The organism is Streptomyces dangxiongensis, from assembly GCF_003675325.1.
Classification (GTDB): Bacteria; Actinomycetota; Actinomycetes; order Streptomycetales; family Streptomycetaceae; genus Streptomyces; species Streptomyces dangxiongensis.
This window is the reverse complement of sequence record NZ_CP033073.1, coordinates 6790491-6806286: the sequence shown is the minus strand read 5'-3', so window position 1 is coordinate 6806286 and position 15796 is coordinate 6790491. Positions and strand designations below refer to the sequence as shown.

General features: G+C 71.7%; 16 protein-coding genes and 2 pseudogenes. 5 read left to right on the top strand and 13 right to left on the bottom strand.

The annotated features are described in order from the left end of the window. Nucleotides 1–69: 69 nt before the first annotated feature. Nucleotides 70–1074, top strand: a complete 1005-nt coding sequence (locus D9753_RS30855; protein ID WP_121789979.1) for an ATP-binding cassette domain-containing protein — start codon at nt 70–72, stop codon at nt 1072–1074. After that, nucleotides 1071–1853 carry an ABC transporter permease gene (locus D9753_RS30850; protein ID WP_121789978.1) on the top strand — a complete coding sequence of 261 codons (783 nt, stop codon included), beginning with the start codon at nt 1071–1073 and terminating at the stop codon, nt 1851–1853. Before D9753_RS30855 ends, D9753_RS30850 begins: the two co-directional genes overlap by 4 nt. A gap of 222 nt (nt 1854–2075) precedes the next feature. Here D9753_RS30850 and D9753_RS36765 read toward each other — a convergent pair whose 3' ends face one another. After that, nucleotides 2076–2411 (bottom strand): hypothetical protein, encoded by a 336-nt coding sequence (locus tag D9753_RS36765; RefSeq protein ID WP_163010837.1) that lies wholly within the window; start codon nt 2409–2411, stop codon nt 2076–2078. Between the two features lie 297 nt (nt 2412–2708). Between D9753_RS36765 and D9753_RS30840 the strand changes: the two genes are divergently transcribed. Beyond that, nucleotides 2709–3227, top strand: a complete 519-nt coding sequence (locus tag D9753_RS30840; RefSeq protein WP_240468504.1) for a gluconokinase — start codon at nt 2709–2711, stop codon at nt 3225–3227. A gap of 136 nt (nt 3228–3363) precedes the next feature. Here the strand turns inward: D9753_RS30840 and D9753_RS30835 are convergent, their stop codons facing one another. From D9753_RS30835 to D9753_RS30800, 8 genes and pseudogenes are all read right to left on the bottom strand, one after another. Continuing rightward, nucleotides 3364–3576 (bottom strand): hypothetical protein, encoded by a 213-nt coding sequence (locus D9753_RS30835; protein ID WP_121789976.1) that lies wholly within the window; start codon nt 3574–3576, stop codon nt 3364–3366. 48 nt (nt 3577–3624) lie between these two features. Then, on the bottom strand, nt 3625–4665 hold the full coding sequence (locus D9753_RS30830; protein ID WP_121789975.1) for a cytochrome d ubiquinol oxidase subunit II: 1041 nt from the start codon (nt 4663–4665) through the stop codon (nt 3625–3627). Next, nucleotides 4662–6089 carry a cytochrome ubiquinol oxidase subunit I gene (locus D9753_RS30825; RefSeq protein WP_121789974.1) on the bottom strand — a complete coding sequence of 476 codons (1428 nt, stop codon included), beginning with the start codon at nt 6087–6089 and terminating at the stop codon, nt 4662–4664. Before D9753_RS30825 ends, D9753_RS30830 begins: the two co-directional genes overlap by 4 nt. A gap of 36 nt (nt 6090–6125) precedes the next feature. Further along, nucleotides 6126–6965 carry an SDR family oxidoreductase gene (locus tag D9753_RS30820; RefSeq protein ID WP_240468329.1) on the bottom strand — a complete coding sequence of 280 codons (840 nt, stop codon included), beginning with the start codon at nt 6963–6965 and terminating at the stop codon, nt 6126–6128. Between the two features lie 167 nt (nt 6966–7132). After that, nucleotides 7133–8713, bottom strand: coding sequence for a GMC oxidoreductase (locus D9753_RS30815; RefSeq protein WP_394346773.1), 1581 nt, complete (start codon nt 8711–8713; stop codon nt 7133–7135). A 111-nt stretch (nt 8714–8824) separates the two neighbouring features. Continuing rightward, nucleotides 8825–9790 carry a cyclase family protein gene (locus D9753_RS30810; protein WP_240468328.1) on the bottom strand — a complete coding sequence of 322 codons (966 nt, stop codon included), beginning with the start codon at nt 9788–9790 and terminating at the stop codon, nt 8825–8827. A gap of 409 nt (nt 9791–10199) precedes the next feature. Further along, entirely contained in the window at nt 10200–10862 is a 663-nt protein-coding gene (locus D9753_RS30805) for a hypothetical protein (RefSeq protein WP_121789972.1), read from the bottom strand. A gap of 207 nt (nt 10863–11069) precedes the next feature. Continuing rightward, nucleotides 11070–11212, bottom strand: a pseudogene (locus D9753_RS30800) (helix-turn-helix domain-containing protein); the annotation flags it as partial. 443 nt (nt 11213–11655) lie between these two features. Here D9753_RS30800 and D9753_RS30795 point away from each other — a divergent pair. Further along, the gene (locus D9753_RS30795; RefSeq protein WP_121789971.1) at nt 11656–11994 is read left to right on the top strand and encodes an STAS domain-containing protein; all 339 of its coding nucleotides are present in this window, start codon (nt 11656–11658) and stop codon (nt 11992–11994) included. A gap of 36 nt (nt 11995–12030) precedes the next feature. Here D9753_RS30795 and tpg read toward each other — a convergent pair. Beyond that, a pseudogene (tpg, locus tag D9753_RS39475) lies at nt 12031–12294 on the bottom strand (telomere-protecting terminal protein Tpg); the annotation flags it as partial. Between the two features lie 178 nt (nt 12295–12472). Here tpg and D9753_RS30790 point away from each other — a divergent pair. Then, nucleotides 12473–13066, top strand: a complete 594-nt coding sequence (locus D9753_RS30790) for an isochorismatase family protein (protein ID WP_121789970.1) — start codon at nt 12473–12475, stop codon at nt 13064–13066. Nucleotides 13067–13147: 81 nt separating this feature from the next. On the opposite strand, the gene D9753_RS36760 is transcribed toward D9753_RS30790, so the two are convergent. The 3 genes from D9753_RS36760 to D9753_RS30780 all read right to left on the bottom strand — a co-directional run bounded on the left by D9753_RS36760 (nt 13148) and on the right by D9753_RS30780 (nt 15789). Further along, on the bottom strand, nt 13148–13321 hold the full coding sequence (locus D9753_RS36760; protein ID WP_163010836.1) for a hypothetical protein: 174 nt from the start codon (nt 13319–13321) through the stop codon (nt 13148–13150). Nucleotides 13322–13350: 29 nt separating this feature from the next. Beyond that, nucleotides 13351–14109, bottom strand: coding sequence for an SDR family oxidoreductase (locus D9753_RS30785; RefSeq protein WP_121789969.1), 759 nt, complete (start codon nt 14107–14109; stop codon nt 13351–13353). Between the two features lie 615 nt (nt 14110–14724). Beyond that, entirely contained in the window at nt 14725–15789 is a 1065-nt protein-coding gene (locus D9753_RS30780; RefSeq protein WP_121789968.1) for a zinc-dependent alcohol dehydrogenase family protein, read from the bottom strand. Nucleotides 15790–15796 lie beyond the last annotated feature (7 nt).

Below are 15796 nucleotides of genomic sequence, written 5' to 3'. Positions count from 1 at the left end.
CGCGCACTCGCCCACTCCCCCACCGTCACGTCAGCCTCCGAACGGGAGGGCTCCATGCCTTCATCTGTCATGCCCACGTCCATGCGGGGCGACGGTCCCCAGTCGCCCCCCGCCGTCTCCGTCGTCGGTCTGCGCAAGTCGTACGGCGGCAGAACCGTGCTCGACGGCATCGATCTGCGCATCCCGGCCGGGTCGGTGTTCGCGCTGCTCGGGCCCAACGGCGCCGGCAAGACCACCACTGTGCAGATCCTGTCCACGCTCATCGCCGCCGACGGCGGCCAGGCCCAGGTCGCGGGCCACGACATCGCCACGTCACCGGACGGGGTGCGCGCCGCGATCGGTGTCACCGGGCAGTTCGCCGCGCTCGACGACCTGCTCACCGCCGAGGAGAACCTGATCCTCATGGCCGACCTGCTGCGCCTCGGCAAGCGGGAAGGACGGTCCCGTGCCCGGGAGTTGCTCCGGCGGTTCGACATCGCGGACGTCGCCCACAAGCGGGCCGCGACCTTCTCCGGCGGTATGCGGCGCCGGCTCGACCTCGCCATGACGCTGGTCGGCGACCCTCAGGTGATCTTCCTGGACGAGCCGACCACGGGGCTCGACCCACGCAGCCGCCGCACCATGTGGGACACGGTCCGCGCACTGGTCGCGGGCGGCACCACCGTCTTCCTCACCACCCAGTACCTGGAGGAGGCCGACCAGTTGGCCGACCGGATCGCCGTGCTCGACGGCGGCCGGATCGTCGCCGAGGGCACCGCCGACGAACTCAAGGCGCAGATCCCCGGCAGCCACGTACGGCTGCGGTTCACCGACCCCGCCGAGTACGAGCGCGCGGCCACCGCCTTCCCCGGCGCGGTCCGTGACGACGAGAACCTCGCCGTGCGCGTGGCGGGCGACGGCGGCCTCGACGCGCTGCGCGCCCTGCTCGACCGGCTCGACACCGCCGGTGTCCGCGCCGCCGACCTCTCCGTGCACACCCCCGACCTCGACGACGTGTTCCTCACCCTGACCGGCGACGGCACCACCGGGGCCGGCACCAGCACCCCGCCGCACCTCAAGGAGACCCTGCGATGAGCGCCCTCACCTACGCCGTGCACGACTCGATGACGATGCTGCGTCGCAACCTCAGGCACGCGCTCCGCTATCCGGCCGTGTCGCTCGGGGCCTCCATGCTCCCGGTCCTGATGCTGCTGCTGTTCGTCTACGCCTTCGGGGACTCCATCGGAGCCGGAATGGGCGGCGGCCGGGACGCCTACCTGGAGTACCTGACGCCCGGCATCGTCGTCATGGGGGTGGCGGCCGGGGCGATGTCCACCTCGATCGCGGTCTGTTCCGACATGACCGAGGGCATCATCAACCGCTTCCGCACCATGAACATCACGCGGTCGTCGTTCATGACCGGACATGTGATCGGCAGCGTCATCCAGACGATGGTGAGTGTCGTCCTGGTCGTGGCGGTGGCGCTCGCCCTCGGTTTCCGGTCGGACGCGAGTCCGCTGGAGTGGCTCGCCGCCGCCGGTCTCCTCGCGGCCATCGCCTTCGCGGTGACCTGGCTCGCGGCGGCGTTCGGCCTGATCTCCAAGACCGTCGAGTCCGCGAGCAACAAGCCACTGCTGGTCCAGTTCCTGCCGTTCCTCGGCTCCGCGTTCGTGCCGGCCGACTCGATGTCACCGGGCCTGCGCTGGTTCGCCGAGTACCAGCCGTTCACGCCGATGACCGAGACACTGCGCGGCCTGCTCTCCGGCTCGGAGATCGGCGCCGACGGCTGGATCTCGCTCGGCTGGTGCGCCGGCATCGCGCTGGTCGGCTACGTCTGGTGCCGTTCGCTGTTCAACAGCACCACCAAGCGCTGAGAGCCGCGCCCCGGCCACTCCCTCAGCCGTCGGGGCCGGTGAACGGCAGCGGCTCGCACGGGAGTTGTGGCACTCCGGCCGGCTCGTGCCCGCCGACACCGGCTGCTCGCCCTGGCGTGCAGGCCGGTGTCCTCTTCGCCGCTCTGTACGTGCTGCACCGCACCCGTATCCGGAAGATGCTGCACGGCGACGACGGCCTGGAGAACCGGTGAGTCCCCGGCGTCATCCGGGGGCGAACGAGAAGCTGCGCCACAGGCCGTTGGACCGGACGGCGATGTCCGACGACACCCCGTCCAGGTAGATGCTCTGGCCGCCCGGCGGCACGGTGCAGTCGGGCGTCACGTACATGAGCAGGCTGTTCTGGGTGTAGTTGTCGACGTGGGTCACGCCTTCGCGGAGACGATGACACCCGTGGACGGACACGTTCGAGATGGTCTCCACGTGCCGGGCGCCGTTCCGCATCACGATCTGACCGGATGCCTGGTCCTGGCAGGCGGTGAGCGCGATGCCCAGCAGGGCAGTGCCGCCGAGGGCGGCCATGAACCGTGACGCGGGCATCAGGCCTCCTGTGACGGGCGGTGAGCTGCCGGAATGCCGTACGGACAGTGTCCGCCCGATCCGCCGGAACCGCTCGGCGAGCAGGTCCGCACGGTGCCGGAGGGCGGAGGCGGCCCGCGGCCGCGGGGGGCCGACGTGTCGCTCGATGGCCGGCAGGAGGCTGTCCGGGCGTCCCGGCCGGGCGCGTGCCACCGGACGCGGGGCACGGTTCGCACAGGCGGCGCGGCGCGCGGTGCGGGGCGATAGTGGACGTGTGCCACCGTTCCGTTCTCACCTCAGGGAGGCCTGTTGGCCGCAGTGGCCGGTGGCCCGCGCGTGGTGGTCGTGATGGGCGTGGCCGGGTCCGGCAAGTCCACCGTCGCCGCCCGGCTCGCGAGCCGCCTCGGGGTGCCGTTCCTGGAGGGCGACGACCTGCACTCCGCGGCGAACCGCGCCAAGATGGCGTCCGGATGCCCGCTGGACGACGCCGACCGGGGGGTCTGGCTGGCGTCGGTCGCGGAATGGATCCGCACCACCGCGTCGGGTGGGCACGGCGGTGTCGCCGCCTGTTCCGCGCTCAGACGCGCCTACCGCGACCGGTTCCGGCGCACGGGAGCGGACGTGTGGTTCGTGTATCTCGCCCTCGACCGTGAGGTGGCCCTGGAGCGGATGGCGCGCCGCACGGCGCACTTCATGCCGGTGAGGTTGCTCGACTCGCAGTACGACGCCCTGGAGCCGCTGCGCGACGACGAACCGGGCGTCACCGTGGACGCGTCCGGCAGTCCGGCGCAGGTCCTGGCGGCCGCGCTGCGGGCCGTGTCCGGGCCGGACCGGTAGAGCGGGTCGTGGCCCGGCCGAAAGGCCGGAGCGGCGAAGCCGCGGCGTGGCGGCCGGCTGATGCGCGGTTCGTCCGTGCGAGATGGGTGAACGCCTGCGGGAAATCACCCAGTTGCCGGCCCGTCGGGTCGGTCTCCTACCTCCTCGGACGGGTGCCGAGGCGGTCGCGGTCCCGGTCCCGGTCCGGGAGCCGGTCGGGATGGACGTCGTCGGTGATCGCGCCGGCGGCGAATCCCGCCGGCAGCAGCAGGACCAGGCCCGGGACGCGCAGCCGGCTCGCGAGGGTCTGGCACCCGACGGCGAGGGCCACGGTCAGGCCGAAGCCCAGCAGGATCTCGTCCTCGGTCACCCGGCTCCCGGCCCCCGGTGCGCTCCCCGGAGCGCCGTCGCCACGGCGTCAGCTCTCCTCACCCGCGCCACCGGGCCGCAGGTCGGCGTCGGTGAGGCCCTCCAGCTCGCCGTGCGTGTCCAGCCAGTACAGCAGGGCGACCGCCGGTACGACGAGCACGACCGCCACCAGGCTCACCAGCCCGAGCCAGCGCAGTGTGGTGTGCGCGCCGGCGCCCTCGGCGACGGTGAGGGAGGTCGGGACGAGGTAGGGGCGCTGTGCCATGCCCCAGGCGATGACGGCCGACGCGACCACGCCGACCGCGGGCACCCGCGACAAGGCTCCCGAGGAGCGCGTCAGCAGCCACGCGGTGGCGAGCGTGCACAGTGCCGCCACGACCACGAAGAAGAGCCCCACGCCGTGCGTCAGCCCGTGCCACACGTGGGGCGCGTCCCCGTGGGTGACGACCAGGGTGATCACGGCGAGGACGGCGAGGACGGCCAGCGCGCCGAGCGCCCTGCGCCGGAAGTAGCCGTGCAGGTCCGGCGCGGCGAAGCGGCGGGCGTCCGCGGCGAGGAAGACCGCGCCGAGCACCGCCGTGGCCGCGACGGCGAGCAGACCGAACAGCAGGGAGGTGGGATTGGCCCAGGCGTCCGTCGACGCCGTGGCCGCGGAGGTCACCCGGCCCGAGGCCACCCCGCCGGCCGCGGCCCCCAGGAAGAACGGGGTCAGCAGCGAGGAGACTGCGAACACCGCGCCGTACAGCCGGCGGCCGGACAGCCGCCGGGCGGGCCTGCGCAGGGCGAAGCCGGCGCCGCGCAGCACGATGCCCACGGCGGCCAGCGCCAGGGGCAGCCACATGGTGGTGAACACCCGCTGGAAGAGGACGGGGAAGCCCGTCCACATGATGACCAGCACGAAGATCAGCCAGACGTTGTTGACCTCCCACACGGGCTCCATCGCGTGGTCGATCAGCCATCGCGGGCGTCTGCCGCGCTCCGCCCCGCCCGCGGTCAGGTCCCAGAAGCCGGCTCCGTAGTCGGTGCCGCCGCCGCAGGCGTAGGCGGCGACCGCGAGCAGCAGGACGACGGCGATCACCCCGGCGATCACAGCCGGCTCCCGGCGGAGCGCGGCCCGTACGGGGTGTCCGTCTCCGGTGGCTCCTGCGGTGGCCGCGGGGCGTCCGTCCGGTCGGCGAGCCGCCAGCGCGAACGCATGCGCAGGAGCACCACGAGGAACGACCCGAAGACGAGGACGTACACCAGGACGATCAGCCCCAGCATGATCCACAGACTGGTGGGACGCGTCGCCGTCACGGCGTCCGCGACCCGCATGTTCTGGTACACGATCCACGGCTGGCGGCCCACCTCGGTGGTGATCCAGCCGCACTCGACGGCCACGACGGAGGCGACGCCGGCGACGGCCGCGCACCGGAAGAACCAGGGTGAGGCCGGCAGCCTGCGGCGCAGCACCCAGAGGGCGGCGTACCAGAGCGCGAGCAGCACCAGTACGGAGCCGATGCCGACCATGGTGTCGAAGGCCCAGTGGGCGATGGTGGCCTGGGTGGCCGTCGGCCGGTCGGCGGCGGACACGGACGTCAGCCCGGTCACCTTGGTGTCGGGACGGAACCCGGCGAGGATCGAGTCGAGCTGGGGAATGCGGATGCCGCCGGAGATGCTCCCGTTCGGATGCAGCCGGCCGAAGAGGTACTCCGGCTGGTGCGTGTCGGTCTTCCAGACGATCTCCATGGCGGCGAACTTCACCGGCTGCTTGTGGAAGACCTGCCGGGCGATGGAGTCGCCGAGCACGAACTGCACGGGCGTGAACACCGCGGCGAGCGTGAACGGGACGGTGAAGCCGAGCCGGTGGTAGCGGTCCCGGCGGCCGCGCAGCCAGCCGACGGCGTAGACGCCGGCGACGACGTAACCCGCCGTGACCAGCATCGCCACGACGAAGTGCCAGTACTGCGGGCCGAACATGGGAGTGAAGATCGCCTTCCAGATCTTCACGTCGACCGGGTGGCCGGCGCGATCGAGGCTGAAGCCCCGCGGCGTGTTCATCCACGAGTTCGCGGCCAGGATGCCGAAGGCGCCGAGCAGGGCCGCGAGGGGCAGGGGCAGGCCGAGCAGGAAGTGGGTCCGGGCGGGGAGTCTGCGCCAGCCGTAGAGGTAGACGGCGATGAGCACGGCCTCCAGGAAGAACGCCCAGGCCTCCACCCCGAACCCGATGCCGAAGACATCGCCCCACCGGCCCATCATGCCCGGCCAGAGCAGCCCGAACTCGAAGGACAGCACGGTGCCGGTGACGACGCCGATCGCGAACTGGACCGCCATGACCGCGGACCAGCGCCGGGCGAGCAGCAGGGCGGTCGGATCGTTCCGGCGCAGACCGTGGCCGTGCATGATGAGCGTGATCAGGGGCAGCGCGACGCCCAGGGGGACCAGGATGATGTGGGAGGCCAGGGTGAAGGCCATCATCGATCTGGCCGGCAGTGTCTGTGGCGGGGCGTCCGCCAGCAGCAGGACCGTGTGCATGTGGCTCTCTCCCGGGGCCGACGCCGATGAGGTGGATCAGCCGCCGGTGGCGAAGCCGGGGAAGAGGGTCATGCCGCCGTCGACGTACAGCGTGGTCCCGACGACGTAGTCCATGAGGTCGGAGGCGAGGCCGACGACCGCGTTGGCGATGTCGTCGGGGTCACCGACGCGGTCGTAGGGGATCAGCCGCATGAGCTCCTCCCGCGCCTCGGCCGTCTCCCAGGCACTGCGGTTGATCGGGGTCTTGATGGCGCCCGGGGCGACCGCGTTGACGCGGATCTTGTGCGGGGCGAGTTCCTGGGCCAGCGTCGCCATCATCATCTGGACGCCGCCCTTGGACGACGCGTAGTTGACGTGACCGGTCCACGGGATGATCTGGTGCACCGAGCTCATGCAGATGATCTTCCCGGCCGCGCGCGACACCTCGGGGACGACACCGCGCCGCAGGAACTCCTTGGTCGCCTCGCGGGCGCAGAGGAACTGGCCGGTGAGATTGACGTCCAGGACCTTCTGCCACTCGGCGAGGGTCATCTCGACGAACGGGGCGTCGCGCTGCATCCCGGCGTTGGCGACCAGGATGTCGATCGTGCCGAACTCCTGGACCATGCGGTTCATCATGGCGACGACCTGGTCCTCGTCGGACACGTCCGCCTCGTGGGCCATGGCCCGCACGCCGAGGGCGGTGATCTCCTCGACCACCCGCTCCGCCTCCTCGCGGCCGGCCACGTAGTTCACCACGACGTCGGCCCCGGCCCTGCCCAGCGCGACGGCCGTCGCCCTGCCGATCCCGGAGTTCGCGCCGGTGACCAGTGCCTTCTGCCCCTTCAGCAGGCGTGCGGCGACCACACCCCGCGGTGCTCCTTCGGTGGAACTCACGATGTCCCGCTCCTCCACTGCTCGCCCGGCCGGCCGGGCCGGGGCCCGGAGGGTTCAGTCGTCAGACAAGCACCGTGGAGGGACGGTCGCACACCGGGGCGGAGCGCGTTGCGCTGCTCGGCGGAGGAGCTTCGTCCGCTCGGGGGCGCGGCCCGGCGGGCCGCGGGTCAGCCGAGCCGCTCCAGCAGGTGGTCACCCACGCGGAGCGCGTTGGCGATGGCCGTCAGGGACGGATTGACCGCGCCGATGCTCGGGAAGAAACTCGTGTCCACGACGTACAGGTTGTCCAGGTCGTGGGCCTTGCAGTGGACGTCCAGCGCCGAGGACGCGGGGTCGGTCCCGAAACGCACCGTGCCGGCCTGGTGTGCGGTGGCGCCGATCGGCATGCCCTTGTGCAGGTAGATGCTCCGGGACAGCAGGCGGTGCTCGTGCATGCCCAGGGGACCGAGCATGTGCTGGAGCTTGTGCCTCAGCCGCTTCAGGCCCGCGGTGTTGTTGCCCTCGTCCAGCGTGAGCCGGATACGGCCGTCGCCCTCCAGCGTCACCCGGTTGCCGGCCTGCGGCAGGTCCTCCCCGCACAGCCAGAAATCGACGGCGTGGTGGGCCAGGACTTCGAAGGGCATGTCCGGGGCCACCGAGCCGGCCCAGCGCGGGGCCTCGCCGTGGATCTGCTCGGCGTCGGACTTGCCGAGCATCTGGATCCCGCCGAGGGGGTAGTCCCAGTCGTCCGCGCCCACGTACCAGTCGTGCAGGGCGAGGGTCTTCTGGAACTGGGTGTCGTTGGGCTCCTTCGAGACGGCCATCAGCGCGAGGTTGTTGTGGCGCATGTAGTGCCGGCCGACCACGTCCGAGCTGTTCGCCAGCCCGCTCGGGTGCCGGTCGTCGGCCGAGGCGAGCAGCAGCGCGGCGGAGTTGACGGCACCGCAGGCCACCACGACGATGTCGGCCGAGAAGCGGGCCTCGTCCTCGCCCGGGAGCCGGGCGACGACCGTGCTGACGCTGCGGCCGGTGGGATCGGTCTCCAGCCGCGTCACCCGCGCGTTGGTGATCATCTCGACGTTCGGGTGGCGGAGCGCCGGCTCCACGCAGATCACCTGGGCGTCGGACTTGGCGAGGAGCAGACACGGGAAGCCGTCCACCCGGTTGCAGCGGATGCAGGCACTCGTGTGCGTGGCGCGGCCGGACTCGTCCTGCGTGAGGTCGACCCCGATCGGCAGGTGGAAGGGGTGCAGTCCCTGCTTCTCCAGGTCCAGGCTCAACTGCTGGATGCGGGGCGCGTGTTCGACCGGCGGGTAGGCGTACTGTGCGCTGCTCGTCCCTTCCGACGGGTCCTCGCCGTGGCGGCCGTGCACCAGGTAGAGGTGCTCGGCCTCGGTGTAGTACGGCTCCAGGTCCTGGTAATCGATGGGCCAGGCGGGCGATGTGCCGTCGTGGTGGCGCAGTTCGCCGAAGTCCTCGGGTCGCAGGCGGAACAGCGCGGCGCCGTAGAACTTGGTGTTTCCGCCCACGTAGTAGTTCACCTCGGGCGGGAACTCGTCGCCGTGCCGGTCGAGCCAGAACTCCGGGGCCCGGTACTTGGCCTTGACGAACACGGCCGTGGAATCCCAGTTGTCGCGCTCGCGCGGCAGATAGTCACCGCGTTCGAGTACGAGCACCCGCTTGCCGGACGGGGCGAGGCGGTGGGCGAGTGTGCCACCGCCGGCACCGGTCCCGATGACGATGACGTCGTACGGGGGTAGGGCGTCCAAGGCGACCACCGTCCTTGCGCTCACGGGCATTCGGCCGTTGCTGCCCCCTCCCTTCGAACGTACGCGGCATCCGGTCACGCGGCACCCCCAGCCGGGCGCGCGCCGGCGTGGTCACAGAACGGCGATCGGGTTCACCGGGGAGCCGGTCGCCGCGGGGAGCCGTAGCGGGGCGACCACGCACAGGAAGTGCCAGCGGCCCTGCCGTTCGCATGCCGCGGCCAGTGCCTCGAAGTCCAGGTAGTCCAGCAGATGCAGCCCCATGGCGTTGACGGCCAGCACGTGTACGGGGAACGGCACCCCGGTCACCGCGCTGGGCGCCGTGTCGCTGTTGCCGTCCGATCCGAGGACGGACACCTGCCTCTCGGCGGGGAAGGTCATGGCCGTCGGGTGCAGGCCGGCCCTCGCCCGCGTCACGTCCCAGGCGCCGAGGGTCCGGCGCCGCAGCCGGTGCCCGAGCCGCACGAACAGGAGATCACCGGGCCCGACCGTCGTCCGCTGCGCGGTCTCGGCCGCGGCCAGATCCTCCGCGGTCACCTGGTCCCCCGGTTCGAGCCACGGGACACCGCGCAGGCGTGGCACGTCCAGCAGGACACCGCGGCCCACGATGCCGTCGCTCACCAGGTCGAGCGTCAGCGCACCGGCGCCGTCCGGTGTCACGGTGCCGGCCGGGACACCGCCGTACAACTCGCCGTCGAACATCACATGGCACAGCGCGTCGAGGTGGCTGTCGGTGTCGCCGTGCACGTTCATGGCGAACCGGTCGCGGGCGAACGCGAGCCCGTGCTCCACGCTCTCCCGGGTCGTCGGTGCCGTCATCCGGTGGGACGCCGGTTGCGGACTGTCCGGGCCGGCCCGGGTCTCCACGGGCGCGGCCAGTGACACGCTGAGTCCGCAGCGGACTTCGGCGGCGGCTGCCACCACCCGCTCGGACGTGAGCCGGTGAAGCGCACCACGCGGGTGTCCCCCGGCCTCCGGGGGCGGGTCCCGCAGCCGGCGGTACAGCTCGCGGAAGGCCGCCTCGGTCATGGGCCGCGCTGCCGCGGAGTACGCCGGCGCGGGCTGCCTGTCCGGGGTCATCCACCACTCCCGTTCGTCCGCATCGGCCGGCGTCCGGGCCTGTCGTCGCGGGTGGCCGCGGGCTGGGCCCGGGGGCGCCGGCGGGCTCGCCCACCGGCGGCACGGCACGGCCGGGCGGGCGGCGGTTCGACGGTCATGAACCGGCCACACTCTCGAGTATCCGCCAATGGGGTCATCGCGGCACCGCCGGACACCGGCACCGTCAGCGGCCCCTGCCGGCCAGGAGCCGGCGGCAGGGCCGTTCGGATGGCCGCGCACCCCGGGTGTCCCACCCGGTGTGCGGCTCACAGCCGGGGGCCCTTCACTTCCCGTCACCGGCCGGCGAGCCGCCACCGATCGACGCGTGCTGCGGCCGACGGCCGCCTCCCCGTCCGGTCCGCCGGCCCTCGCCGCGGCGCGGACGAGGGCCTCACGGCCTGCCGTCGGCGCGGGGCGCTCCGTGCCAGCGCCACGCGGTGAGGCGCGGCCGGCCGGGGAGTTCCGCGCGACCGGTGGCCCACAGGAGGGTGGACCACCGGTCGGTGCCGGTCGGGGCGTCGGGGAAGAGCCGGGCCAGCACGCGGTCGCACAGGCCGGCGGGCGGCATCCAGTCGATGTCCAGGCCCTCGGCGACGTCGTGGGTGTGCACCAGCGTCTCGACGACCCCCATCGCGGCGAAGCCTTCGGGATCGGCCGGGCCGAAGACGTGGTGCGCCCGGACCGTGGGCGGTGTGGTGCGGACGATCGCGGTCAGCAGGGCGCCGCCGGCATCCAGTACCTGCAGCAGCCCGGCCGGTCCGGCCCCGCGGTCCGCGAAGACGGCGTTCGCCGGGCCGCCCGGCCTCTTCCGGCTCCACGCGAGCGGGACGTGAGTGTGCAACGGCGGCTTTTCCGGTCCTAGTTGGACAGCGTAGGAGAACAGGTCGTCGGCGAGGTGCTCGACGGTCTCCCAGCAGTCCCACTCCAGGGAACCGGCCTTGACACCCCAGTCCCGTACGTCCGCCCCGCTCAGCGCGGTCAGCGCCAGGCGGACGGCGTGTTCGACGTCGGCCGCGGTGACCGGCGCGCCCGGTGATCCCTGTGCTTCGACCATGCCGGGACCGTACCAATGATCAACCGGCGTCAGGACCTGGGTTTCGGGCAGTGTGGCTGGGTGCAGGCGTGGTGAGTGCCCGCCCCGCCCGTCGCGGATGCGCGCCGAGGCAGGCGGGGATCACCTCGGTGACCGCGCTGCTGTGCTCGGACCCGGTGTAGCGCCGACGCGTCGCAGGGGCGGCGGAGGTGCGACCCGGGTACGCCCGTAGCGGCTCGCCCAGCGTGCGGCGGTGGGGTGGCTGACCTGGAAGCGTTCCGCAGCCCGGCGCACCGGTCAACCGTCGTCCACGAGCACCGGGCCGGGCGCAGTCGCCCCGTCGGCGTCAGCGGGGCATGACGGTGGGACACGAGGGCCTCCTGAGCGTAGGCGCAGATGCCGCGATCCACACCGAACCCAGAAGGCACCACCTGTTCGTCGGCGGCGTGACCGGAACCGGTCGGCCTCGACACCGTCATCCCGTCACCCCACCGCCGAGCAGGCCCTGAACCCCTGACCGCCCTGCCCGGTCCGGTCCGACGCCTTCTGCTGGTGCATGTGCCGATCACGGCCGCCTCCGCGCAGCAGGCGCGATACCACGGTGTGCGTGCGCAGGCGTCCGCGTAGGGCCCGAACGGGTTCGCCGTGCGATGATGAGTGGACACGAGACCGGCCGGCACCGCGAGTGCCGGCTTTTGGGTTCTGGGCGTTGCCCCCTTCCAGGGCATCCAGCTCCCAGCCATCGTCGGCCGCCCCCTCTCAGAGGGCGCTACGCCTTTGGGCTCATCACCCCCTAGAAGGGGGCTCGCCCGCCATGCGCATCACCACGAGAATCGACGGCACTGCCGCCCGGATCACCGTGCACGGAGAGATCGACCACAGCACCCTGCCCACGCTCCGTGCCACCGCCGCGGGGCTGCCGCCGAGTGTGACCGAGCTCGTCTGGGACCTGCACGACGCCCGCTTCATGGACGTCGCCGGCCTCCACCTGCTCTTCGAACAGCCGTCACAAGAGGGCCCGCCCCGCAAGACGACAGTGACGAACCTTGCGCCCCAGCCGCTGCGGCTGCTGGTCCTCGCCGCCGAAGTGAACCCCGCCCTCGAACTCGCCCGCCTGCTTCCCGACACACCGGCCACCCTGCTCGATGACTGACAACCGCCCTGCGGCCCAGCTCCTGCACGCGCCGGCCCGCTGGGCGTCGAACAGGCGGGCCGCGTAGTCGGGCGGCAGCGCGAGGGTGAGATGACGCGGGCGAGCGTCATCGGTGGTCCCGGGCGCCGCGGTCAACCCGAACCGGGCCCGGGCGGCGATCACCGGACCGGTACCCGTGGCGGCCTGAAGGCGAGTCTGCTCGCGGGTACGGGGCTGCCGGCGGGCCCGGACGGCGTCGGCCGGACGCTGCGTCCGGTCCGGGCGAGGCCGGCGGATCTGGTCCCTGACGCCTTCGTACATCTGGGCGCCATGCGCATCGTGAATCGGTGGCGGACCGAACTGGCCGAACTCGCGTGGTGGCGAGGACCGAGCGCGTGCCGGCCGGGCCGGTCAGGTGAATACCGGGCCCGCGGTGCACCCGGTCCGCTGCGGACGGGCAGGCGTACGGCACAGGTTGCTGTGAGGAAGGGATCGCACTGTGTGCCGTGCTCTGGTCATTGTCGATGTTCAGAAGGACTTCTGTGAGGGCGGCAGTGTCCCGGTGAAGGGCGGCACCGACCGGGCCCGCGCCATCGCCGAGATGGTCCGACGTTCCGCCGGCAGCGAGTACGCGCACATCGTCGCCACCCGCGACCATCACATCGATCCGGGCGGTCACTTCTCGGACCATCCGGACTACCAGAACTCCTTCCCTGTGCACTGCGTGGTCGGCAGCGAGGGCAGCGCCTTCCATCCGCACTTCGCGCCGACCGCCGCTTCCGGCGTGGTCGACGAGGTCTTCTACAAAGGTGCCCACTCCGCTTCGAAGAGCGGCTTCGAGGGCTCGGCCCAGGACGGCACGTCCCTGGCCGACTGGCTTCGCGCGCGCAGCGTCAGCGACGTCGACGTCGTCGGTATCGCCACCGACCACTGCGTGAAGGCCACCGCGCTGGACGGGGTGAAAGCCGGCTTCACGGTACGTGTCCTGCTCGACTACACCGCCGGCGTCGCCGCCGACACCACCGACCACGCCATCGACGAACTGCGCCGGGCCGGCGTGGCACTGACCGGACAACCCGTCGTCCTCGGCTGAAAGGGGCGGACGGGTCGCTGCGAAGTACTCCACCGACTCGACCGCTTCGCTCGAACAACTCTCGATCGGCAGCAATGACGATCACCGCGCCAGCCGGACATGGCTGCCGATGACGCTGGACAACGGCGAAGCCACGTTCGTGAACCTGCGCAGCGGATACGTCCGTCCCCACCGAGAGGCTGGGTATCCAGGTTCGCGAGCGGCGTGCAGCATCTCGGGGCTGAGGGCCGCGGTGACGTCGCTGAGCATCGTCATGTGGCAAATGATCGCCGTCGACGTGTGGCTCAGCCGAGGAGTTGCTGGCCTCCGTCGATGTCGTAGGTCGCACCCGTGAGTGCGGTGTTGGTCATGATGTGCACGGCGAGCGCCGCCACGTCGTCGGGTACGACTACACGGCCGATCGGCAGCGCGCCGCGCAGCTCCTCGCGACGGGTGTCGAGCGCGTCGCCGAGCAGCCGGGCCGACAACGGCGTGTCCACGAAGCCGGCGGCGATCAGGTTCACCCGGACCGGCGCGAGCTCGAGTGCGAGACTGGCCGTGAACGCGGGCATCGCGGCGGTGACCGCGGGGACGACGCCCAGAGCGGCCCGGATCCGGCGGCCTCCCGTGCCGCCCAGGAGCAGCAGCGTGCCGCCCGGCCGTACGGTGCCGGCGCAGTGGCGCGCTACCTCGAGTGCGAGCACCATGTGGTCGCTGATCGCCCGGCGTGCCTGCTCGGCGTCCATGTCCAGAAGGCGGCCGTAGGACGGGCCGCCCGCGGTGACCAACACGTGGTCGATCGGCCCTGGCAGCTGCTGGAAGAACCGCTCCAGCCGCACCGGGTCATGGGCGTCGAAGGCCGCGGTGCTGAGCGCGTCGGCCTCCTTGGCCGCGGTGCGCAGCCGTTCCGGGTCCCGTCCGGTGAGGACCACGGAGGCGCCCTGGTCACGGGCGAGCCGTGCGGTCGCCAGCCCGATGCCCGCGCTTCCGCCGATGATGACGAGGGTCTGCCCGACCAAGGGCAGGCCGCCGACGCTGTGCCTCCCAGGCGGTTCAGAAGTCATGATTCCTCCTGTGCTGTGCCGCCGCGGTCCCGTCCGGGCTTGTTCTCACGGAGTGGTCGCGCCAGGGCATCCTTGATCTGCTTGGTCCGCTCGTCGGCGGGGACCTCGGCCCGTCCCTTTGATCTCCATGGCGCTTCCTTCCCGCTGCCGCCTGCCGAGTGCAGCAGGCACTGGGGCGAGGCACGGCCCGCCCTGCGATGGGAGGCCCTGACCGGACCGCGTCCCGGCCCCCCAGGCCCATGCGCGACTCGCGCGAAGGGAGACCCATCACCCGGAGGCCGGCTCTCGATCTTCGCCTGCATCTCGGGCCGGTGCCGGGACGGCCGGGCCGTCGCGCACACAGGGCCCCCACGTACGAAGTCCTCTCCCCCACCAGCGTGCATCGAACGCCGCAGCGACGCATGTGAGACGGCGCTCGGCTACGGCCCCGAATTTCACCGTCGGCGACCAGTCCACATGAAGTGACCGCCGCAGAGATGACGTGCGAGGCCTCCCCGGAACACTGGTGCCGGCGCTGACCTGGTCGAATGGCGGGGACTTCATCGGGCTCGGCCACGTTCACCCGGCGGCCCTGGCACGTCGCGGCGCACCGCTGACGCACCGGCAGGCCGCTTCCTACCTGACGTCTTCGTCCCGGCCGTCTTCGAAGACGAAGAGTGGTTTGGTGCCGTGTGCGGGTGCTTCGGCGAGCGAGACGGCTTCAGCGAAGCGTTCCAGCGGGAACGGCCGGCCCCGGGGTATGCTCAGTACCTCATCGGCGACGAGACCGCGAACCTGGGACAGCGCGCGCAGCGCCTCCGCGGGTGAGACAGTGCCGAACCAGCGGTTCAGCCAGAAGCCACGGACTGCTTTGGTGCCGTAGATGACCGAGCGTGCCTGCAGTGGGATCGTCAGCGCTGCCGGGTCGGTCTGCCGGTGGGTGGAGAGCGCGCCGTAGACCACGACCTCCCCTCCCGGAGCCAATGCCTGGGACACCTGGGCACCCAGGGGGCCCGCTACACAGTCGACGGCCTTCCGCACGCCGACCGGCCCCGCTATCTCGGCCACACGCTGCAACAGGTTCTCATCCTCAGTGCAGATGACTTCGTCACCGCCAAGCGCTTCGATCTCCTCGACGGCATCGCGTCGCCGAACGACATTGATCGTGTGAACACCCAGATGCCTGGACAACTGAATGACGAGCCGGCCGACGGTCGAGCCCGCGGCCGTCTGCAACAGCCATTCGTCCGGCTGGACGTCGAGTTCGCGCGTCACGAGGAGCAGCGCGGTCAACGGGTTGACCGCGAGTTGACAGGCGCTGGAGTCGCTCAGATGGTCGGGGACCGGCAGAAGCCTTCGCGTGTCGGCAACGAGGTATTCCTGCCAGGTGCCGGCCACAGGGGGCCCGGGTACCGCCGGGACCACAGCGGCCACCACGCGCTCGCCCACCCTCAGTCCTTCGGTATCCGTATCCGAGCCCAGGGCCGCGATACGGCCCACGCATTCCATGTGGCCCCCGACAGCGGGAAAAGCGGGCGAGAAACCATAGCGGCCGCGTAGCACGTGCAGATCACTGGCGTGGATCGGAGTCGCCTTCACACGGATCAGCGCCTGTCCGGCGCTCGGCGTGGGAACAGGCCGGGATTCCAGCCGCAGGACATCGGTGGGCTCGCCGGCCCCTACGGCTACGAGCGCGCGCATGAACTCA

Coding starts and splice junctions, on each gene's coding strand:
- D9753_RS30795 (WP_121789971.1), top strand. CDS start 11,656: ATGCGCATCACCACGAGAATCGACGGCACTGCCGCCCGGATCACCGTG.
- D9753_RS30785 (WP_121789969.1), bottom strand. CDS start 14,109: ATGACTTCTGAACCGCCTGGGAGGCACAGCGTCGGCGGCCTGCCCTTG.
- D9753_RS36760 (WP_163010836.1), bottom strand. CDS start 13,321: ATGACGATGCTCAGCGACGTCACCGCGGCCCTCAGCCCCGAGATGCTG.
- D9753_RS30855 (WP_121789979.1), top strand. CDS start 70: ATGCCCACGTCCATGCGGGGCGACGGTCCCCAGTCGCCCCCCGCCGTC.
- D9753_RS30805 (WP_121789972.1), bottom strand. CDS start 10,862: ATGGTCGAAGCACAGGGATCACCGGGCGCGCCGGTCACCGCGGCCGAC.
- D9753_RS30810 (WP_240468328.1), bottom strand. CDS start 9,790: ATGACCCCGGACAGGCAGCCCGCGCCGGCGTACTCCGCGGCAGCGCGG.
- D9753_RS36765 (WP_163010837.1), bottom strand. CDS start 2,411: ATGCCCGCGTCACGGTTCATGGCCGCCCTCGGCGGCACTGCCCTGCTG.
- D9753_RS30850 (WP_121789978.1), top strand. CDS start 1,071: ATGAGCGCCCTCACCTACGCCGTGCACGACTCGATGACGATGCTGCGT.
- D9753_RS30825 (WP_121789974.1), bottom strand. CDS start 6,089: ATGCACACGGTCCTGCTGCTGGCGGACGCCCCGCCACAGACACTGCCG.
- D9753_RS30780 (WP_121789968.1), bottom strand. CDS start 15,789: ATGCGCGCGCTCGTAGCCGTAGGGGCCGGCGAGCCCACCGATGTCCTG.